General features: G+C 55.7%; 21 protein-coding genes. 4 read left to right on the top strand and 17 right to left on the bottom strand.

Going from position 1 to position 21238, the window contains the following annotated elements; translation table 11 throughout:
* Positions 1 to 16: 16 nt before the first annotated feature.
* The 7 genes from BLQ99_RS03040 to BLQ99_RS03010 form a co-directional block, all read right to left on the bottom strand.
* Positions 17 to 859: a hypothetical protein gene (locus BLQ99_RS03040; protein ID WP_093688015.1), complete on the bottom strand. Its 843-nt coding sequence runs from the start codon at positions 857 to 859 to the stop codon at positions 17 to 19.
* A 57-nt stretch (positions 860 to 916) separates the two neighbouring features.
* The gene (locus BLQ99_RS03035; RefSeq protein WP_245690230.1) at positions 917 to 1858 is read right to left on the bottom strand and encodes a DMT family transporter; all 942 of its coding nucleotides are present in this window, start codon (positions 1856 to 1858) and stop codon (positions 917 to 919) included.
* 13 nt (positions 1859 to 1871) lie between these two features.
* Positions 1872 to 2153 carry a DUF503 domain-containing protein gene (locus tag BLQ99_RS03030; RefSeq protein ID WP_093688013.1) on the bottom strand — a complete coding sequence of 94 codons (282 nt, stop codon included), beginning with the start codon at positions 2151 to 2153 and terminating at the stop codon, positions 1872 to 1874.
* 1 nt (position 2154) lies between these two features.
* Complete coding sequence (locus tag BLQ99_RS03025; protein ID WP_093688011.1) at positions 2155 to 2544, bottom strand: secondary thiamine-phosphate synthase enzyme YjbQ; 390 nt, start codon at positions 2542 to 2544, stop codon at positions 2155 to 2157.
* Positions 2545 to 2692: 148 nt separating this feature from the next.
* Positions 2693 to 3667, bottom strand: coding sequence for an arginase (gene rocF, locus BLQ99_RS03020; RefSeq protein ID WP_245690229.1), 975 nt, complete (start codon positions 3665 to 3667; stop codon positions 2693 to 2695).
* A gap of 92 nt (positions 3668 to 3759) precedes the next feature.
* Positions 3760 to 4587, bottom strand: a complete 828-nt coding sequence (locus BLQ99_RS03015; RefSeq protein WP_093688009.1) for a PHP domain-containing protein — start codon at positions 4585 to 4587, stop codon at positions 3760 to 3762.
* A gap of 181 nt (positions 4588 to 4768) precedes the next feature.
* Positions 4769 to 5797 (bottom strand): aldo/keto reductase, encoded by a 1029-nt coding sequence (locus BLQ99_RS03010; RefSeq protein ID WP_093688007.1) that lies wholly within the window; start codon positions 5795 to 5797, stop codon positions 4769 to 4771.
* Positions 5798 to 6171: 374 nt separating this feature from the next.
* Here BLQ99_RS03010 and BLQ99_RS03005 point away from each other — a divergent pair, with 374 nt between their 5' ends.
* From BLQ99_RS03005 to BLQ99_RS02990, 4 genes are read left to right on the top strand one after another with little or no spacing between them, the layout of a single operon-like run.
* On the top strand, positions 6172 to 7161 hold the full coding sequence (locus BLQ99_RS03005) for an acyl-CoA dehydratase activase-related protein (protein ID WP_093688005.1): 990 nt from the start codon (positions 6172 to 6174) through the stop codon (positions 7159 to 7161).
* A gap of 5 nt (positions 7162 to 7166) precedes the next feature.
* Complete coding sequence (locus BLQ99_RS03000; protein WP_093688003.1) at positions 7167 to 8273, top strand: 2-hydroxyacyl-CoA dehydratase; 1107 nt, start codon at positions 7167 to 7169, stop codon at positions 8271 to 8273.
* A 9-nt stretch (positions 8274 to 8282) separates the two neighbouring features.
* Positions 8283 to 9257, top strand: a complete 975-nt coding sequence (locus BLQ99_RS02995; protein WP_093688001.1) for an acyl-CoA dehydratase activase — start codon at positions 8283 to 8285, stop codon at positions 9255 to 9257.
* 55 nt (positions 9258 to 9312) lie between these two features.
* Positions 9313 to 9714 carry a putative ABC transporter permease gene (locus BLQ99_RS02990; RefSeq protein ID WP_093688190.1) on the top strand — a complete coding sequence of 134 codons (402 nt, stop codon included), beginning with the start codon at positions 9313 to 9315 and terminating at the stop codon, positions 9712 to 9714.
* Between the two features lie 61 nt (positions 9715 to 9775).
* On the opposite strand, the gene queF is transcribed toward BLQ99_RS02990, so the two are convergent.
* The 10 genes from queF to BLQ99_RS02940 all read right to left on the bottom strand — a co-directional run bounded on the left by queF (position 9776) and on the right by BLQ99_RS02940 (position 21168).
* On the bottom strand, positions 9776 to 10273 hold the full coding sequence (queF, locus tag BLQ99_RS02985) for a preQ(1) synthase (protein ID WP_093687999.1): 498 nt from the start codon (positions 10271 to 10273) through the stop codon (positions 9776 to 9778).
* A gap of 282 nt (positions 10274 to 10555) precedes the next feature.
* Entirely contained in the window at positions 10556 to 10969 is a 414-nt protein-coding gene (locus BLQ99_RS02980) for a VOC family protein (protein WP_093687997.1), read from the bottom strand.
* Between the two features lie 230 nt (positions 10970 to 11199).
* Positions 11200 to 11766, bottom strand: a complete 567-nt coding sequence (locus tag BLQ99_RS02975; RefSeq protein WP_093687995.1) for a beta-class carbonic anhydrase — start codon at positions 11764 to 11766, stop codon at positions 11200 to 11202.
* 246 nt (positions 11767 to 12012) lie between these two features.
* On the bottom strand, positions 12013 to 12744 hold the full coding sequence (gene nuoB / locus BLQ99_RS02970; protein WP_093687993.1) for an NADH-quinone oxidoreductase subunit NuoB: 732 nt from the start codon (positions 12742 to 12744) through the stop codon (positions 12013 to 12015).
* Positions 12745 to 12756: 12 nt separating this feature from the next.
* Positions 12757 to 14265: a hydrogenase large subunit gene (locus BLQ99_RS02965; RefSeq protein ID WP_093687992.1), complete on the bottom strand. Its 1509-nt coding sequence runs from the start codon at positions 14263 to 14265 to the stop codon at positions 12757 to 12759.
* A 4-nt stretch (positions 14266 to 14269) separates the two neighbouring features.
* Positions 14270 to 15736 carry a hydrogenase 4 subunit F gene (locus BLQ99_RS02960; protein ID WP_093687990.1) on the bottom strand — a complete coding sequence of 489 codons (1467 nt, stop codon included), beginning with the start codon at positions 15734 to 15736 and terminating at the stop codon, positions 14270 to 14272.
* A gap of 4 nt (positions 15737 to 15740) precedes the next feature.
* The gene (locus BLQ99_RS02955) at positions 15741 to 16367 is read right to left on the bottom strand and encodes an NADH-quinone oxidoreductase subunit K (RefSeq protein WP_093687988.1); all 627 of its coding nucleotides are present in this window, start codon (positions 16365 to 16367) and stop codon (positions 15741 to 15743) included.
* 11 nt (positions 16368 to 16378) lie between these two features.
* Positions 16379 to 17266: a respiratory chain complex I subunit 1 family protein gene (locus tag BLQ99_RS02950; protein ID WP_245690227.1), complete on the bottom strand. Its 888-nt coding sequence runs from the start codon at positions 17264 to 17266 to the stop codon at positions 16379 to 16381.
* Between the two features lie 5 nt (positions 17267 to 17271).
* Positions 17272 to 19182, bottom strand: coding sequence for a proton-conducting transporter transmembrane domain-containing protein (locus BLQ99_RS02945; protein ID WP_216093620.1), 1911 nt, complete (start codon positions 19180 to 19182; stop codon positions 17272 to 17274).
* 381 nt (positions 19183 to 19563) lie between these two features.
* Positions 19564 to 21168, bottom strand: coding sequence for an L-lactate permease (locus BLQ99_RS02940; protein ID WP_093687984.1), 1605 nt, complete (start codon positions 21166 to 21168; stop codon positions 19564 to 19566).
* Positions 21169 to 21238: the final 70 nt, after the last annotated feature.

The raw sequence follows: 21238 nt of genomic DNA, 5'->3' as shown, positions 1-21238 counted from the left end.
ACTATTATCCGCCTTTTTATCTTTTGCTGTCCTGCTGGGCCAGCCAGGCGGCAAACTGGGCCGCAAATTGGGCGGAAGAAAGACCGAAAGCCTGCTGAAAGGCGGGCTCGGGCGGCTTGCCGCCGGCCCGCAGCTGCCAATAGGCGGCCAATGCGCCATACCCATTCCTATCGGTAAGGTATAAGACGGCCAGCGCCGCCGTCCGGTAGGCGACAGGAGCATCACGCCGCACCGCCGCCAGCCAGTCGGCCTTGGCGTCAAGCATCTCCAGCCCGGGGCGGTGGCCGTCACTTTTAACCACTTTCAGCCAATTGCGGCGATATTCGTCGACGACCGCCGTCTTGCCGCTGTCGGCAGCAACGACATTGGCGGCCACCACGTCGGCCGTTCCCTCGGTCAGCCAGCAGAGGCCGGCTTGGGCGGCGTCCGCCGGCTGGTACTGATGAACCATTTCATGAGCGGTGATGAACACCATATCACGATAATATTCGACGGCGCCGGCATTGATAATGACATGGTCATTAACCGTCGTACCGGTCGAACGGGCAAGTTGCGACCGGATGATATCCCCGTCGAGTTGCTCCTCGTCCCTCAAGACGGCAAAGTAGCTGGCCTGGTCGGCCGTAAGCACGACCTTGACGGGATGGTTCAGCGCCAGCTGGCACCGTTCGTCCATAAACCGGGCGGTAAAACTCACCGCCCGGCGGGCAATTTGCAGTTCGAACTTCGAAACGCCTGGCTTGGCTACCATTTCTACCTGGGATGGAAAGGGCGGCACGTCGGCCACTACCGGCACGGGCGGCAGCACCACCAGATAAAGGCCGATGACGGCGGCAACATATAAGAAAATCCGGACCAATGACGTCACCCCGAATTTCGGTTGTTACGCCCTAGTATGTCCGGTTTTTCCCCGCTGTCACCTGTTAATTGTTTCCTTCTCCCGCCCGCGCCGCATGCTTCGCCGGAGGAATGCCCCCTTGGTCCGGGTAATATACAGACCGGCCGTAATCGCCACCGCGCCGGCGAATTGCAGCCAGCCGAAGGCTTCGTGCAAAAACAGATAGCCTGTCGTAATGGCGAAAACCGGCGACAGATTATTATAGAGCGCCGCTTTGGGGCTGCCCAGTTTGCCCACGCCCCAAATCCACAGAAAATTGCCGACCGTCAAGGCAAAAACCCCTGAATAAATGGCGCTGCAGTAGCCGGCGGCCGGCACGGCCCGCCAGTCGACCGCCGCCATGGCGGGCAGCGAAACGAGCAGAAACAACACCGTCGTAATGGTAATGATATAGGCGGTGATTTGGTAAGTAGAATATCTGGTGAGCAGCCCCCTGGAAAAAACGGTATAGTAGCCATAGCCGGTCTGAGCGCCCAGCAGAAAGAGGGCACCGGTAACATGGGCGCTGGCCAGGCTGAGTTCTTTGCCCGACCCAACGACAATGAGAACAACTCCCCCCAGCGAGAGGAGAATGCCCAAGGTAACCGGCAAAGTAATCTCCTCGATTTTGCACACCTTGTTTATGATCGCCACGCTTACCGGCAGCAGGCCGAGCAGCAGCGACGCATTACCGGCGGTGGTGCGCTCAACGCCAAGGGTAAAGAACAGTTGAAAAACAAAAAAACCAAAAAGACTCAGCAAAAAGACTTGTCTAAAGTCAGCCCGGCCAAAGGGGCGGTAGCTCTTCGACCATACCAGCGCCACCCAGGCGACGGCCATGGCGATAAGCATCCGCAAGGCATTGTAAGGAAGCGGCGGGAGATAGGCCAGCCCTACCTTCATGATTGGCGGATTTATCCCCCAGAAAAACGCCACCAGCAAGAGTATCATTTCGGCATAGACCAGCTTCTTATCGCCCATGTTGCCCTCCCGGTTATCGATATTCCACGGTAAAGTCCACTTGTTCCACTTCGGCGTTGTCTTCGACGATCCGCCGGATAATGCCGATTTGCCGCTCCAGCAGCGCCTTGTCGCCGCTTACCATGGCCACGGCGATGACGGCGCGTTGCCAAAGCTCCTGGGCGTCGGTCTCGGCCACCGACGCATTGGTACGGGCCTTGATGCGGTCCATGATACTTTTGAGGATTTGGCGTTTGCCTTTCAATGACCCGGCGCCCGGCAGAAAAAGGTCGATGATGCACACGGCGACAAACATGCTAGGCACCCACAATATTGACAACAAATTTACGGCGGCGCGGGCCGTCGAACTCGCAAAAATAAATACCCTGCCAGGTACCCAGCCACAGCCTGCCCTCCACGATCGGCACCGTCACGGAGCACCCCAAAAGCGAGCTCTTAACATGAGCCGGCGAATTGCCCTCCCCATGGCGGTAAGGCAAGCGCGACACCATTTCCGCCAGCGCCGCCAGCATGTCGCGGACGACGTCAGGGTCAGCGTTTTCGTTAATTGTAACCGCCGCGGTAGTATGGGGCACATAAACCTGACAGAGCCCCTGCCGCACCGCCGCGGCTTCAACCGCGGCGGCAACCAAACCGGTTATATCAATAAAACCTTCGGCCGGCGTATTGATTTCAAACTCCCGCATGCCATCACCCCTAATGTCAAATTACAGCCATACTCCTATTATAAAGGAAAATCCGAAAAATTTTACACGCTCTCACTATTTGTCTTCCCAATATAGCCAAAAAGGGAAACCCGCATTTCCAGGTTTCCCCATTTGCTACATAACCATATTATCGCTTGGCCGCTGAGGCGGTAACTGACGGTGTTGCCGCTGCCGGCTGGCAAATCCCTTCACTGTCGGCCACCTCGCCGAAGAGCGCACCGGCCAGGGCCAAAGCGGCGCTCACGGTGCGGTCTTCCCGGTCAAGCAGCGGATTGACTTCAACCAACTCGGCCGACGTTATGATGCCCGATCGGTGCAGCAGGGCAAGCGCGGCAAGGCTGTCGCTATAGCTGATACCCCCCGCCACCGGCGTTCCTACCCCAGGCACTTCGAGGGGATCAATGCCGTCAAGGTCAAAACTGAGATGAACGCCATCGCACCGGGCCGACAGATAATCAACCGTTTCGGCTATTACTTGCGCAATACCTAAGCGGCTGACGTCATCGGCGGTATATACCCGGATTTTCCGTTCGGCAATAAGCAGGCGCTCGCCGGGGTCTAAATCCCGGATGCCAATCATCACGAGATTTTCCGCTTTCACTTTGCCTACATAACCGCCAATCCCGGTTAAGGCCGGATGGCCCAGGCCCATGCTGGCAGCCAGCGGCATGCCGTGGATGTTGCCGCTGGGAGTAGTTTCCGGAGTATTCAGGTCGCCATGAGCGTCATACCAAATTACGCCCAAGTTGGCGTAATGGCGGGAGATGCCGGCAAGCGTGCCGATGGCGATGCTGTGGTCGCCGCCGAGGATGAGCGGAAACCGTCCGGCGGCCACCGTGCGTGATACCTTGGCCGCTACTTTTTCACTCGCCGCGACGATTGGCTGCAAATTTTTCAGCGTTTTATCCTGACGCTTGTAGGGCGCTTTCGTACCGACCGCGATATTGCCTTCGTCGCTGACGCGGTACGCCAGCCCCTTCAGCCGCGTCACCAAACCGGCCGCACGAATGGCATCAGGCCCCAGGTTGGCGCCAAACCGCGTCTGGCCCAGCCACATCGGCACGCCGATAACGGAAATCCCCTTTCTCATTTTCTTCATCATCCTCTCCCGCCTACGAAAATTGCTAACTGAGACTATATTTTAAAGCCATCTTCCCCGCTATGCAATAGGCTGAACAAAAAAATTTTCACCGCTCAGCCTACCTTTTCCGCCAGCGGCCCCAGCCACAAGTCTTCGGTCGTCACCACCGGCTCGCCCAGGCGGCGATGCGGGATAAAATCGCCATGACAATCCGAGCCGCCGGTCACAATCATGCCGTGGCGGCGGCACCAGGCCAACGCTCGGCGGGTGGTAACGGCATCATGGCTGGAATGGAAGCATTCCACGCCTTCAATGGCCTCCCGGCCGAAGGCATCGAGCGTTTCTTCCAGGGATGTCCCGTGAAAATCGCTGCCCGGATGGGCCAGGACCGGTATGCCGCCTGCCGCTTTGATGACGGCAATGACCTCGGCCGGCGGCGGAAACTCAGGAAAGCGAATCCCCCGTTTTTCGGTGAACAGATTGGCAAAAAAATCACTCACATCCCGGCAAAAGCCTTTGTCGATGAGAAAGCTGAGCGACTTCCAGCCGCCGCGGGCCGGATCGTGACGGTAGGCACAGTATTCGTCATAGTCGATGGCCAGGCCATCGGCAATGAGTTTGCGGATGCTGTCATGGTCGGCCTCTTCCAAAAGCGCCGTATTGCTAGCCAATAGCCGCCTAAGTTCCCGATGTTCAGGGTCGATGCCGTAGCCGAGAATGTGGACTGACTTGCCGTTCACCGTCGCCGACACTTCGACCCCGGGAAGAAAGGCGATGCCTGCCGCCGTGGCCGCGGCCCGGGCGGCCGCCAAGCCGTCCACGGTATCATGGTCGGTAACGGCAAAAAGACCAATGTCGGCAGCGGCCACCTTGGCCACAACCTGCTCCGGCGTCCATGACCCGTCCGAAAAAGTGGTGTGAATATGGAGATCTGTTCTCATTTTTGTCCCTCGCGCGAAAAATTACCGGCCTTCTTAGCGTGCACGCCTGTCCCGGCCAATCATACTTAGCCGCGTCACAAACCCCCGCACGCATCCGCTTGCGGGGGTCTTCGTCAATCAGCACTTAACTGCGTACACCAAGAGCCTGGATGCAAACATACTTGCCTTTTTAGGCGGCGCATTACTTGCCGAGCTCAGCCCGGTGCTGTTCATACATGGCATAGTGCTTTTTCAGGATTTCAGGGATGGGCAGATTATAGGGGCAGCGCGTCATACACACGCCGCACTCGACGCACTGCGGCACCGTGGCCATGACCTTTTTCAGATTGCCCACAGCTACCGCCGGCGACATGCGGTGGGCGACCACGCGATAGCCCATCGCCATGGTGATCATTACGCCGTGCGGGCACGGCTGACAGTACTCGCAGCGCCGGCAGAACTGCCGTCCCAGTTCGTCCCGATAACGCTCCATCAGCGCCAGATCGTCAGAATCTACCTGATTTGGCGTTTCATAAAAGCCTAAAATCTCATCCACTCCTGCGACGGTTTCAAACCCGGGGATTGGCACAACATCAGGGTACTGGCGCAAAAACTTAAACGCAATGCGCGCGTTGTCGATCACGCCGCCGGCAAAGGGCTTCATGGCAATAATGCCGAGATTGAGCTGGCGTGCCACCGGGAACAGCTCTTCCGCCGCGGCCGTTTCAATAAAATTAAACGGAAACTGGACAGTTTCAAACAGCCCGGTCTTAACCAACTTAACCGCCATCGCCAGGTTATGCGAGGTAACCCCGATATGGCGGACTTTTCCTTGTTCCTTCGCCCTGACAATGGTTTCCAGCGCGCCACCGGGAGCGGTGATGGCCTGCCAATCTTTTTCCTGCGACACCTGATGGAGCTGATAAATGTCGATATAGTCGGTCTGGAGCATGCGCAGGCTGTTGTCGAGATGCTCGGCGGCGCCGGCGGCATCCCGCTTTTGGGTCTTGGTGGCAAAGATGACCTTGTCACGCATACCCCGAAATGCCTTGCCGATTTTTTCTTCACTGTCTTTATACGCGTTGGCCGTGTCGTAAAAATTAACACCCCGGTTATAAGCATGCCGCAGCACCCGCACCGCTTCATCGGTACTCAGTCGGAGAATGGGAATACCGCCAAACCCAACCTCCGACACTTTCAGCCCTGTTTTGCCCAAAATGCGATATTCCATGCGCCTGTCCTCCTTTAGCTTTTCGCCTAACTGTTACCAGCAGAAACCTTTTTGCAATTGTTCGCCAGGCAGGCTTGTCTCTCCTGCAGCGTAACCTTTCCATTATCATAACCTTTCTATTTTATAAAGCGAATTGTCCCCTGCCGCCCTATAGTCACGATACCGCGGCAACCACTAACCGGTACTTTGCACCGGCCTTACATCACTACAGCAGGATTTATGTCGGAAATGTCAAAAAAAACACAAATAGAAAGGAGGAATGAATCCCCGGACGGAAAACATAAGTTTTTACAGAATGATTTTTCCATCCTGCCTTTAATTCGGCATGCCGGCTACGGAAGAAACAAGTCCGGCGATGCTCACCGAGGTATGCCATGAAAATCGGACTGCCACGCGCCCTCCTTTATTACTATTACAATCCCCTGTGGCAAAACCTGTTTACCAACCTGGGCTGCGAAGCGGTATTATCGGGACCGACCACCAAGGAAATCGTCGACCTCGGCGTAAAGTACTCGGTTGCGGAAATCTGCCTGCCGCTGAAAATCTTCTGCGGCCATGTGGCAAGCCTGCTAAATACCGGTGTGGATTACATATTCATCCCCCGCATGGTTTCGGTGGAAAAACATAAATTCTTCTGTCCTAAATTTTTGGGCCTGCCCGACATGATGCGGCATATCCTGCCGGAACTAGCGGAGCGCATGCTTGCCCCCGATATCTGCTGCCGCCGGGAAACGATCGAAGACTTTGGCGACTATGCCGCTTTCGCCCGTCCCCTTGGCGTAAGCTCCGGCGTGGTCAAAAAAGCGCTGGCTGCGGCGATAAGCAAATGGACAGTCTTTCGCCGCTACCATCTGCAGGGCTGCACAATCGAAGAAGCCCTGGCCCGCCTGGAGAGCGGACCGGCAAGCGCGTCCCCGCCGCCGTCCCGCCCGCTCACCATTGGCCTTTTAGGCTATGTGTACAATATTTATGACAAGTTCATCGGCATGGATATCATCGGTAAATTGCGCGCCGCCGGCGCCAATGTCGTCACCTTTGAAATGCTGGACGATTATACCGTTACCGAAAACCTGCGCCCATTGCGCAAGACCATGCCGTGGACGTTCACCAACAAGCTGCTTGGCACAGGCTATGACTTTTTCGATGACCCGCGCATTGACGGCGTCATCCATATCACCGCCTTCGGCTGCGGGCCCGATTCTATGCTCGGAAAAATGCTGGACCTCATCGCGCTGGAGAAAGAAAAGGCCTTCATGACCATTCGGGTTGACGAGCATAGCGGAGAGGCCCACTTGAACACGCGGATCGAGGCTTTTGTCGATATGCTCCGCCGCAAAAAAATGCTTATCCGCCAAGCGAGGTAGCCGCCATGAAGCTGACCTTTCCCTATATGGGGCCAATCCTGGTCTATAAAAAGCTGCTGGAAATGTTCGGCCACGAAGTCGTTATGCCGCTAAAACCCACTCAGCGCACCTTTGACTTAGGGACAAAGTACAGCCCTGAGTTTCTCTGTTTCCCCTTTAAATGCGTCATGGGCACTTATATTGAGGCGATGGAGCGGGGCGCCGAGGGCGTGGTAACGACCGGCGGCGACGGTTCCTGCCGCGCCGGTTTCTACGCCGAAGTTCACCGGCGCATCCTCAAAAGTTTAGGCTGGAACGTCCCCTTCTATGTTTTTGATTCCTTCAAACTCCATCCCCGGGCCTTTCTCGCCCAACTCAGCGAACTTAAGGGCAGTTATTCCTGGGCATACCTAATCAAGGCCATCCGTCTCTGCTATGCCATAATTGCCGCCCTCGACCGGCTGCAGGCCCGCATCCGGCTGCTGCGCCCCTATGAGCAGCAGCGCGGCGCCTTTGCCCGCTTGTGGGACGAAATTCAGGAAAAGTTTTACCACTGCTCATCCCGCCGGGAAGTGGCCGAGCTGGAACGGGCGGCCGGCGATTGGATCGCCGCCGTGCCCCGCGTAGCCGCCGACCCCGCCCGGACAGTACGCATCGGTATCGTCGGTGAAATCTATGTGGCCATGGAAGGCCATGCCAATATGGAACTCGAGGAGTTTCTCGCCGCGCTGGGCGTGGAGGTGCTTAACTCACAGTATGTATCCCACTGGCTGGACCATAAGCTGCATTTCATTCCGTGGAGAACTTCTTACGTCTACTCCATTCTCGACCGGGCCACGCCATACCTCAAAATTGGTCTCGGCGGCCACGACAAGGAAAACATCGCCCACATGATCGCTTTCCGGGAACAGGGTGCCGATGGCATTATTCATCTCATGCCCTTCGCCTGCCTGCCGGAATTGGTAACGCAGAGCATCATCCCCCGCGTTTCCAAAGACCTGGGCATCCCCATCCTGTCCATCGCCCTGGATGAACAGCGCGGCCTGGCTAATAACCATACGCGCATTGAAGCCTTTATTGACCTGGTTCGTAATACCAAAAAACTGCGTGCCGGCAGCGCAAAACCATCCTAGGGAGGGAATATGGTGAGCAAAGAGGTATTTCTCGGCGTTGACGTCGGCTCTGTCAGCATTAATGTGGTACTGATAGATGCCGACAATGAAGTAGTATACTCGTCTTATACCCGTACCGAAGGCCAGCCGCTGCTATCGCTCAAAGAAGCGTTGTCGCTAATGATGAAATCAGCCGGCGACTATCGTATCGGCGGCGTCGGCACTACCGGCAGCGGCCGTCAGCTCGCCGGCCTCCTGCTGGGCGCCGATATTGTCAAAAACGAAATAACCGCCCATGCTACGGCCACCGTAACCTACCATCCTGAGGTGCGCACCATTTTTGAAATCGGCGGACAAGACTCAAAAATTATTATTATCCGCAACCAGATGGTAGTTGATTTTGCCATGAACACTATCTGCGCCGCCGGTACCGGTTCCTTCCTCGACCACCAGGCCGAGCGGCTGAAGATCCCCATCAGCGAGTTCGGCGACCTGGCGCTAAGAGCAACCAAAAGCGTGCGCATCGCCGGCCGTTGCACCGTTTTCGCCGAATCGGACATGATTGCCAAGCAGCAGTACGGCTTTTCCAAGTCGGAGATTGTCCGCGGCCTGTGTGAAGCTCTGGTCCGCAATTACATCAACAATCTGGGGCGCGGCCGCGACCTTGAGCCACCCTACGTCTTTCAGGGCGGCGTGGCCGCCAACAAGGGCATTGTCGCCGCCTTCGAGCAGGAAATGGGCCACCCCATCATTATTCCGAAATATTACAACGTAATGGGCGCCATCGGCGCCGCCATCCTGGCCCGCGAGCATATTGCCGCCACCGGCCGGCCCACGGCCTACCGGGGCGCAGCCGCCCTGAAAGTGGAGTTTGCCCCTACCAGTTTCATCTGCAACGGCTGCGCCAATATGTGCGAAGTCGTGAAGGTAATGATGAACAAACAGACCATCGCCATTTGGGGCGATAAATGCGGTAAGTGGTCGGGCAGCGTGATCGTTGCTTAAAATTGCCAGAAGGCAGCATAACATAGCGCGCCTCTTTCCGGCACACACTAGGGCCATGTACAGGTTTTTCGTGTACGGCGCCCTGGGGTGGTGCCTGGAAGTTTTGTGGACCGGACTGGGCTCGCTCCTGTCCGGCGATGTCCGCCTAACGGCCAAAACCTATCTGTGGATGTTTCCCATCTATGGGCTGGCGGTGCTGTTTGAACCGGTCCATGACCGCATCCGCGCCTGGCCAATTACTTTGCGCGGCCTGGTATGGATGGTGCTGTTCTTCGCCGTGGAATACGCCAGCGGCTGGCTGCTCCGCTTCCTGACCGGCGTCAGCCCCTGGGACTATTCCCATGCCCGCTGGCAGATAGACGGGCTTATCCGCCTGGACTACGCCCCCGTCTGGTTTGGCGTGGGCCTGCTGTTTGAGAAAGTCCACGACCGGCTGCGCCGCATGAAAATATTATGAGCGCACACATGCCGAGGCCCCTCCGGCTAAGCCGAAGGGGCCTTTTTGGTTTTTTATCATATCAACGGTTGTCCACTTTTTCCGGATACATATCATGGTAAAACAGGCGTTTTTCCGCCACCTGCTCCCATTTGGTGCCCGGCTTGCCATAGTTGCAGTACGGATCGATGGAGATGCCACCGCGGGGCGTGAACTTGCCCCACACCTCGATGTACTTGGGATCAAGCAGGCGGATCAGGTCTTTCATAATAATATTGACGCAGTCCTCGTGGAAATCGCCATGATTGCGAAAGCTCATCAGGTAGAGTTTTAACGATTTGCTTTCCACCAGCAGTTTGTCCGGCACATAGGAAATGTAAATAGTGGCGAAATCGGGCTGACCCGTCTTGGGGCAGATACTGGTAAATTCCGGACAGTTGAACTTAACAAAATAATCATTTTCGGGATGCTTATTTACGAACGCTTCAAGAATGGAAGGGTCATACTGGTATTTGTACGTCGTCTCCTGACTGCCAAGCAGCGTCACGCCGCTTAGTTCGCGTTCATTTCTTCCCGCCATAAAATTACCTCCTTTTATTAAGGCTTACTTATTTTTCCCTTGCGGATATTAGGGCAACAAAAAAAGGGCTTACGCCCCTAAACATGCTGCATTACACCATTGCAGCCAGTCCCTAGTTTTGTTTATAGACAGGATGGGGTTGCGAACTGTCTTATCCAATTGTCACGCCTATTATAGCATAGGGCACCAGCAATTACAATAGAAGCGCGTTATGCTTACCGATTATTGTCCTGAAAGTGCTGTCGATATTAAATTGAATCGCAGCGGCAAGACTTAGCACGGTTATTCCGTCTTAAATGCCTCATACAACGCCTTGTACTCCGGCGTCGGCTCAATCGTCTGATAAATATACAGATGCACCCCGTTCGGGTCGTCGACGACAAAACTGCGCTCGCCCCACGGCTTATCCTGCACTTCCTGGCGAATGTCCAGCCCTGCGTCTTTCAACCGGCGATACTCGGCATCGACATCATCCACTTCATAAGAAATAATAATCCCCTTGCCGCTAAAAAACTCGCCTGCTTCCCGCTGCGGCAGGGTAAAACTGATCCCGGTAGTTGGCATCTGGGGCGATACCAGCTCAATATACCATGGCGATTCGTAAACCAGCTTGAAATTAAAATATTTTTGGTAAAACTCCTTCGATTCTTGCATTTTGTTCGTACTTATCGTCACATCCACCCGTTTGATTTTCATTTTGTCTATCCCCTCTCGTGACAGCCTGATAAAGCATTCATTATTTATGTATTTATATGCAAAAAGATTAATTCCTGCTTTGTGGGGTCAACCTAAAAAAAAGTCCCCATGCAATAACCACCCTTGTGACAACAATAAACCACAGAGGAACAGAGAGATAATTATCCCTGGCACGATGAATATCGCGCCCTTCGCGTCCTCTGCGGCTAAAAGACCGCAACATTTTCAGTTCAGCGCTCATAGCCATTGACCAGTACGGATAATTCCCCGGTATTCGGCTCAAAAAGCAGGCCATGCACAGGAATATCGGGCGGAATCAACGGGTTGTTTTTTATTCTTTCAACTACTTGCTTTACGTTCTCGTGGGGGCGGTGGAAATTATCCAGCCATAGCTCGAAATCCTCCTTCACCATCTTAATTGCGTCATGTGATATGCCCCTGCGCAACATTTTTTCGATAATTGCCTGCGAAGTAGAATGAGCAACACCGCAATCTTCATGGCCTATTACCATGATCTCCTTAATATCAAGTTCAAAGATGGCGATTACAAGGCTTCTGATTGTAGCCTCAAAGCTGCCGGTAATAGAATTGCCGGCGTTTTTGATAACTACCGCTTCCTCCCTTTTGATGCCAAGCGCCGGTTCTAAAAAATCAACAAGCCGCGTATCCATGCAGGTAAATATGGCCAATTTCTTTTTCGGAAACTTGCCAACCTTGGGCGCCGTTTGTTTAAATTCTTCCGATACGTTTTGAACAAAAGATTGGTTTACCGCCAATATTTGTTCCAGTAACGTCATAATTCGCCTCCCGCTATGCTGGTTTTGTCATGGGTGCGGCTAAAGTTGTATATCAAAATATATTCACCAAAAGTTGGAAAAATACTTTTATCCTTGAGGAAAAACGGCATCTAAAAATATGTTAAATATGTTCAATATTAACAAAAAACCACAGAGTTCACGGAGAGATAATCATCTCTGGCGCGATGAATATCTCACTTTCCGCGTGCTCTGCGGTTCAAAAGAGTCGTCATAAATTTTTTTGCCTTACAGCCGGTCCAAGGCCAGCAGCAAACCGTGGAGCAGCGCCTGCGGCCGCGGCGGACAACCGGGCACGTAAATATCAACCGGCACCAGCGCATCGACACCGCCGCGGATAGCATAACTTTGGCCAAAAGTCTGCCCGCCGGCGGCGCAGCTGCCTACCGCCATAACCAGTTTGGGCGCCGGCGTCGCCTCGTAAGTCATTAAGAGCGCCTGCGTAAGATTGCGCGTCACCACGCCGGTAACCATCAACATGTCGGCATGCCGGGGCGAGGCCACAAAATCTATACCGTATTGCTGCAAGTCATAAAGCGGATTTGTAAGGGCGACCATTTCCCAGTCACAGGCGTTGCAGGACCCGACATCGACGTGGCGGATAGCCAGCGACCGGCCAAGGACGCGGCGGATTTTGGCCCGCAGCGCCTGGCCGGCCCCGGCAATGCCGGTAGCGGCGCTAAAGACAGCCAGGTTGCCGTTTGCCATGTGCCGCAGGGCGGCCTGTTCGCAGGCATCCACACAGCGCCCGCAAAAGATGCAGGCTTCATGCCGCACCGCTAAAGCCGCTTGCGTCAGGCGAATGGCTCCGGTTGGACAAACGGCGGCACAGTGACCGCACCGTCCGCACCGGTCCGTATCCACCGCCACTTCACCGCGAAACCTCGCCGGAACAGGCGCCTCATCCCAGTTTTCAGTTACCGTGCCGGTATAGATAATTTTGCGTAAAATATTCAGCATGGGGCTACCCTCCTAACGGTCAATGCAGGCGTAGCAGAGTTCAAAGCTTTTATTAATTAACGGAAAGTCCGGAATAATGTTCCCCGGCGCGGCTAGGGCGACCGCCGGCCAGTTGGGGTACGAAGCCGAGCGGACAAAATAACGGTAGATCCGGCTATCTTCCCCGACCATCAGCCAGTGCAGGTTGCCTCCCCGGGGGGACTCGCTCCAGCCCAGCGCGGCATGATACGGCGGCAATGGCGGCAAGGCGGCCTTTAGCGCTCCCTGCCGCGGCGGCATGCCGTCCAAAACCTGGCGGATGATGCTGGCCGTCTGGCGGATTTCATCGGCCCGCACCCAGATGCGGGCGGCCACGTCGCCCTGGGGATATGTCGGGACTTTAAAATTGAGCTTGCCATAGCAGGCATAGGGAAAATCGCGCCGCATATCGACATTGACGCCCGAAGCCCGCGCCGCGACGCCGACAACGGCTAAATCCAGCGCCGTCTGGCGAGGCAGCACGCCGGTAGTGTTTACCCGGTCCAAAAAGGCGCTATTTTCCCGGAGAATGTCCACTAGCTCCTGGAAATCGGTAGTTATGACCTGCAGGGCGTTAATAATTGCGCCAGCCAGGTCGGCAGTAATATCCAGACGAACGCCCCCCGGCGCCACCATCCCCCGCAAGAACCGGTTGCCGGTCAGCGCTTCGTTAAGGCGCATGATTAGTTCCTTCACCCTACTGCCGTGACTTATCCCTACGGCAAAACCGACGCCGGCGCAGATATTGCCGATGTCGCCCACATGATTGTACAGCCGTTCCAGTTCAGCCGCCAGCACCCGGAGGTACTGGGCGCGCGGCGGCACTTCCACGCCGGCCAGGGTTTCCACCGCCTGGGAAAAGGCAATGGCGTGCGACACACTGCAAGCGCCGCAAATCCGTTCGGCCCGATAAAAAGCATCCTCTACCGGTAAACCTTCCACCGCTTTTTCGATGCCGCGGTGGGTATAAAAAAGTTTGGCCTCCAAGTGGATAATGTTTTCACCGGCCTGGCTGAACCGAAAATGACCGGGCTCAATGATGCCGGCATGAATAGGTCCGACCGGCACTTCAAAGACACCTTCGCCGGCCACGGCGGGAATGGGAAACTCTCCGCCCGCGTCGTCAACAGCCGCAGGCAGAGTAAAATCCTTACGCAACGGGTACTGACCGGCCGGCCAGTTCTCATGCAACACCAGCGGCCTAAGGTCTGGGTGTCCGACCGGCGTCAGTCCGAATAGGTCGTGGATTTCCCGTTCATACCAGGCGGCCGCAGGCGTTACCGGCGCCAAAGAGGGAAACTCCCACGGCTCCTCGGCCAGCAGCACCTTTATCCCCGTAAACTCGCCTCTAGCATGGTTGGCAAAGAGGCAGTAAATGGCGAAACTGCCGCTAAGCGGCCGCTCGTCACTGGCGAACATCGCCGCAAGCTGGGCGCCGCCGGCCAGTAGCGCGACAGCCGTATCCCGCAGCGCTCCCGGCTGAATTTCCTGATATGTCAGCATCTGCTTACCCCCCTACAATAATGGCTGCCGCCTGGGTCAGGACCGCATCCAGCCAGACCGGCATCGACAGGCCGGTCAGAGTGACAACGGCCAGGGACAGCCCAATGGCGATCATGGCCGACGCGCTCAGCGGAGCAGGCCGCACCGGTCCAGCACCGCTCCCGAACACCATCTGGCAGCAATAATAGGTCATCCCGGCAAAAATACCGGCCAATAATAGTAGCAGCACCGCGCCAACTAGCGGCTGGCCACCCGCAAAAGCCGCCCAGGCAACCGTGAATTTACTGACAAAGACGCCAAACGGCGGCATGCCGGTGATGCACAGGACAGTGAGCAGAAACAGCGCGCCGAGGCGGGGAGCGAACGTCATCATGCCCCGGATGCGCAGGATATGCTTGGTGCGATATTCCTGGACAATGGCGCCGGCCAGAAAGAAGAGCGCCGACTTGGCCACCGCATGATTAAGCACATGCAGCAGCGCGCCATAGACGGCCAGCGGCGTGCCCAGGCCAAGGGCCAGCGTCACTATACCCATATGCTCTACGCTGGAATACGCAAAGAGCCGCTTGATGTCGTGCTGCAACAGCAAAAACGGCAAGGCAATTAACACCGAAAGCACTCCTAACCCAACAAGCAGTGGCTGGATGAAAGCAGTACCGGCTACGGCCTTGACAATAGCCACATGGCGCATGAGGGCGTACAACGCACAGCTTAGCAGCGCCCCGGACAAGAGGCCGCTGACCGGTGAAGGCGCCTGACTGTGCGCATCCGGCAGCCAGGTATGCATCGGCGCCAAACCGGCCTTGGTACCATAACCGATCAAAATAAAGACAAAAGCCAGGCGAACCATGGCCGGGTCAAGCCGCTCCGCCACCTGCTTTAACGCCAGCCAGCTCAACGCTTCCTGGCCGCTGCCGCCGGCGCTGACCTGGGCATAATACAGCAGAATGGTACCGAACAAGGCCAGACAGATGCCGACCGTACAAACCATGACGTATTTCCACGCCGCTTCCAGAGCGGAGCGGTTTAGCTGAAACGCTACCAGCAGCGCCGATACCAGCGTCGTTGCCTCGATCGCCACCCAGAGCAGGCCGAGGTTTTCCACTAACAAAGCAGCCGCCATTGTGAAAGAAAAGGCATTCAGCAGCATGTAATAACGCCGCAACGCGGCGGCCGGGATAACGCCGTGGCGCATTTCTTTTTCCATATACGGCGCCGAAAACAACGTCGCCGTAAAGGTAAGGACGGCAATGACGGTTAGAAGCAGGGCGCTCACGTGATCGGCATAAAACAGGCCGGTGTAGAGCGGGCCCGTCGTATAAACGGAGTAGACAATTGCCAGCAGCGCGCCGCTGGTAAGCAGGCTTCCCGCCAGATTGACCTTCTTAATCGCGCCTGGGCGCTTCAGCGGCAAAGTCGCTCCCGCCGTAGCAAGCGGCAGGATAAGGGCCGCGTAGATAAGCTCCAGCATAGTTTCACCCTTTCAGTTTCCGCAGTTGCGACGTATCGGTAGTCAAAAAGGATATCTTCAGGCGATAAGTCAGAATGACCAGCACCACGACGGCCACCATTACGTCCAAAAAGATGCCGAGCTCGATAATCAGCGGCAGCCCCTTGGTCATCGAAAGCCCCAATAGATACAGGCCGTTTTCCATCGTGTTAAGCCCGACAATCTGCAGAATAGCCTGCCGCCGGGTCATAATGAGCTGCAGCCCGATCAGCACCAGAGCGGCCGCCGCGGCCAGCGTCTCCCGGCTGACTACCCCTGGCAGGGCCTGGCTGATAAAGCCGTAGGCCAGTACAATGGCAGCCGCCGCGCCCAGGGAAGACGCATTGGGGCCCCACAAGGGACGTTCCTCCCGTTCACGCCGCAACCGGCTGACAATACGGTACAGAAAATAAGGAATAATGCCGACCTTAATGACCACCGTCAACAGCGCAGCCAGATAAAAGTGCATTTCACCGGTTTCTCCGCCGATGACCAGGCAGGCGAGGGCGATTAGCACCGATTGGAACACGAGAATGTGGACGGCCGTGCGCAGCATTGTTACGCGCGTCAGCACAAATACGGCCGCCATGAGGGCAATTGTCAGCAGATTCACGCTTCTCCCCCCTATTGAGCTATAAGCGCCAGCAGTGATAACAGGCAGGATATGGCAAAAAAATGGGGCAGCCTAAACAGCCGCATTTTGTTGGTGCTGGTTTCGACGACGCCGAGCAGCACGGCGGCCAAAAGCACCTTGCCGGCAAACCAGAGCGCACCGCCGGTCAAGCCGGCCGGCCCCCATCCCCACGGCACAAAATAGGTGACAAACAGCGTCAGCATGATCAGCTGCTTAACCATTGCCGCCCAATGAATGAGGCCCAAATAGCGGCCTGAATACTCCAACACCATGCCTTCATGCACCATTGTAAGCTCAAGATGCGTGTCAGGGTTATCCACCGGAATGCGTCCCGTCTCGGCAATAACCACGAAGAAAAAGGCAAGGGCCGCCAGCACATGCGGCAGGGACAAGGGCGCACGGCCGGCCGCGGCGGCCATGCCGGCAAGGTCCGTCCCGCCGGCCGGCATGACCACGGTCAGAAGCGCCAGGAGGAGCGCCGGCTCCACCAGCACGGCGATATACATCTCCCGCGACCCGCCCATACCGCCAAAAGCACTGCCAGCGTCGAGCGAGGCCAGCGCCAGAAAAAAACGGCCCAACGCAAAAAGATACACGAGAATAAACAGGTCGGCCAACGACACCGCGCCATCCCCTACCGGCAAGAGCGCAGCCGCTCCGGCGGTCGCACCAAAATAGACAAACGGCGCGCCGCGAAACACCCACGAAACGGTTGACGAAAACACGCTGTCTTTACCGAACAGTTTGGCCAAATCAAAATACGGCTGCAGCAGCGAAGGGCCGCGGCGGTTCTGCAGCCGCGCTTTGACGGTTTTAATGACGCCTGCCACCAGCGGGGCGGCAAGCATTAGTACGACCATGCCAATAATATTGATCACTATCTTCACCACCTGCTCGTACTCCAAACCAAAATAATCACTGTCACGGCCAGCACATAGCCAATATACAGCTGCAGGCTCCCGCTCTGGATGTTTTTAAGCGCCTGCGCCCCGCTTAGCACAACGGCATGCACGGGCCGGTAGAAGAGGTCATTCAGGACGTAACGGATGTGCAGCCGATAGGCCAGCCGCCGGCCGTAATAGGCGCTACCATCGTCCTGCGCCACCGTCTCTCGCCGCGGCTGCAGAATGGCGGCGAAAACGGTGCGGATAGGTTTGGAGAACCCGGTAGCCGTATATTCCATGCGGGCCGTAGGCACAATGCCGCAGGTCCAGGTTTCGCCCACCGTCGCCCGCGGCGTGCCCCGTAACCGGAAAATCACCAGCGCCAGCGCAACGCCGGCCAACAGCAAGACAGCTGCCCATGGCAGGGCCAAAACCGGCTGAGCGACACCGACCGGGACGGCCAGCCCCGGCCAGGCGTAACGGAACGCCACCCCTGAGGCGCCGTAATAATCAGCCAGCATTGCTTGCAGCACCGCCAAAACCGGCTGGGGCCAGAGGCCAAGCACGGCGCAGCCGGCAGCCAGCACAGCCATGGGAACAAGCATCACCGCCGGCGCTTCCGTTGCCTGCCCGGCGGCGGCGCTGCGCGGCTTGGCCAGGAAAGTAACACCAAAGGCTTTGACAAAACAGGCGGCGGCCAAGGCCCCGGTCAGCCCCAGGGCAGTCACGAACAACGCCGCGGCCAGCCGGCCGCCAATGCCGCTGAGGCTGTACGGCAAGTAGATGAGGGCCTGAAAGGTCAGCCATTCACTAATAAAGCCGTTCATAAACGGCAAGGCCGATATCGCCGCCGCTCCGGCCAGGAACAGGGCGGCCGTATAGGGCATCCGACGGATCAGGCCGCCCAGCCGCTCAATGTCCTTGGTATGAGTGCGCTGCACCACGGCGCCGGCCCCAAGAAACAGCAGCGATTTAAACACGGCATGGTTAAGAAGGTGATAAAACGCCGCCGACCAGGCCAGACCTGCCAGCAGCGTTTGGCCGCTGCCGGCAAACAACAGGCCGGCGCCTATCCCCAGCAGAATAATGCCCACATTTTCCACACTCGAATAGGCCAGCAGCCGCTTGAGATCGTTTTCCATCAGCGCATACAGCACTCCCAGCACGGCGGACACGGCGGCCAAAACCAGCATCAGGACGCCCCACCAGTCAGGCCCGGCGCCCAAAAAATCAAGCAGAAACCGGCTAAGGCCATAAATGGCCGTTTTAATCATCACGCCGGACATGAGGGCCGAAACATGACTGGGCGCAGCGGGATGGGCCAGGGGCAGCCAGATGTGAACCGGCATGATGCCTGCTTTCGTACCAAAACCAACCAGCGCCAGCAAAAAGACGAGATTGCGCACCGTTTCGCTCGTCCCCCCCTGCGCCAATCCGGCGAAGTCGAAGGTGCCGGCGCGAACGGCCAACAGCAAAAACGCCGTGATAATAAAGGCTGTGCCGATATGGGTCATGACCAGATAAATGTATGCGGCACGGCGGTTAACCTCCTTTTCCCATTCGTGGTTGACAAGGAAAAAGGACACCGCCGTCATTACCTCCCAGACGACCAGAAACGCGACGACATGACTGACGGTGAAAACAAGAATAATGGACAGTAAGAAAGCATTGTACCAGGCCGCCATGATCCATAGGCGCCGTCCGTAATACTCCCGGCAATAGCCGACGGCATATAAACTGCTCATGGCCCCGACAAGGCCGACAACCAGCAAAAAGAACGCCGCCAGCCGATCCAGGCGGGCGCTGATCATGCCAAAGAAAGACCAGTTAATGAGGGGCATTACGACCGTCTCGCCCGCGAAAACAAAAATTGCACACAGTACGGCTGTGGTACATCCCAGCGCAGCCATACTATGTGCAACTCTGTTGACAGTTTTTTCGTGTTTGCGTAAGACGACAGCTGACACTATCCCTGTACAGAACAATATCAGTGTAAGTAAATATAAGTCCGACGCATTCATAGCCTCACCACCCCGTAAAATGCAATAAGTACTGCTCCATTCTATCACAAGCCGCCCATGCCGCGCCAATGCCGCATTTCCGCAATAATACCTTTTTTCGACAAAAAATCCCCCGTCTGGGGGATTTTTTGTCGATTTAAGTAATCGTAAGGCGGTTACCAGCAAGTAATCGGCTCGATGTCGGCCATTGTCCTGAGGCCCGGCCGGGCTTGGTTATATACAGTTTTTTCTTTGGCTACAGTCTCTAAATATTTTCTTTTAGGCCAGCACCTAGTTTCCGAATACACGACTTGCGACTATAGCCAACATTCCCAGTATAATCGCGAATACCAGCGCCTGTTTGATGGTAAAAACAAATATTTCGCCTTCTTTGCCTAATAGCTCAGCGGCACTGGCCGCTACCGCCAGCGCCTGGGGCGCTACCATTTTCCCGGCCACGGTGCCACAGCTAAGGATACTGGCAGCTAAAACAGGGTCAAAGCCCAGAGCCTCGGCGCTAACCACTTCCAACGCGCCAAACATAGCATTCGTGGCGGTATTGCTCCCGACGATGAAACTGCCAAGCAACGCAAGGATGGGCGTGAAAAAAGGGTAGAACGGGCCTGTTGAGGCAAAAGCCAAGCCTAATGTCGCGCTCATACCGCTAAAGTTAATAATGAAAGCAAGAGCAAACACACAACCCATATTAATTGTCGGCCATTTAAGCTGAAACAGAGTTAGCCTCAATACGGAAAAGTAAGTTGTTGCTGATATACCAAGCAGTTTGGCGCTGATAGCCGTAACAACGAAAATTGCCGTTCCTACCGAAGACAAGACATCAAATACCAGCGCTGCCTCAAGCGGTGCCGGTTGGGACGCCGCAGGCGGAATCTTGACTACCAGGTTATGTAGTCCCTGGATAAACCAAACGACGCTATACCGGCCAAGTAACTCGTATACGTAAGGTATTCTCCAGAGCAATACCATAAGTGCCAGCAATATAAATGGATACCAGCTGCCGATAAAATCCCGCCATTTAAACGTGCCGCTAATGTTTACCGGCGGATCTGACTCAAACCTATACGCGTCGCACGGCGTTAGAGTCTTAATAGACAACAACACCGTAAACAGGCTGACAATAGCGGGGATGACGCCGGCTAAATCCGGGCCAATATAAGTGGCAACAAGCCATGTACAAAAGGAATACGGCAGCGCGCAAGCCAGAATATGCGGCAAAACTTCCACTGCCCGCCGCCACCCGACCAACAATATAACCATCCAGCCCGGAATTAAAAAAGACATGAAAGGAATTATTTTTGCAATCCCGCGGCTTAATTGGTCTACCGGCAACCCCGTCACTTTAGCCATCACTAATACAGGAATGCCGATAGCTCCATAGGCAGCCGGAACAGCGCTGGCAATTAGGCATAGACCTGCAGCCTGAAAAGCTGGGAAACCCAGGCTTTTTAGGATCGCAGTAGAAATTGCCACAGGTGCTACGAACCCGGCGGTACTATCTAGAAAGGCCGTAAAACAAAAGCCGATTATTAGCACCTGCAGCCTGCGGTCGGCTGTAAGCGTTTCCAATGTTTGCCGCATCTTGAGGAATTGACCGCTCTCGACCACTAAGTTATACAGAAAAAAAGCCTGGAAAATTATGTACATTATCGGGTATAACCCATAAACAAATCCGTATAAGCCAGCGAAAAAAGTAAACTGCGGCGGCAATCCCCAGAGCAGCGCTACCGTAAATGTATAGGCCAAGGTAACGCTACCGGCTAAATACCCTTTTACTTTGAAGACCGCAAGCAGGAGAAACATAAGAATAACTGGTGAACTGGCAATAATAATTGACAGAACCTGATTAGAAAACGGGTCGTACTGCTGTGTCCACATGTTTGTGTCCACCTCGCCATATCATTTTTCGTACCGGACCCGCACTGTACCGAAGCAATCAGGCATTGTT

Source organism: Sporolituus thermophilus DSM 23256, from assembly GCF_900102435.1.
GTDB lineage: Bacteria > Bacillota > Negativicutes > Sporomusales > Thermosinaceae > Thermosinus > Thermosinus thermophilus.
Note: the sequence above shows the minus strand (reverse complement) of the source record. Positions and strands in the feature narration are given on the sequence as shown.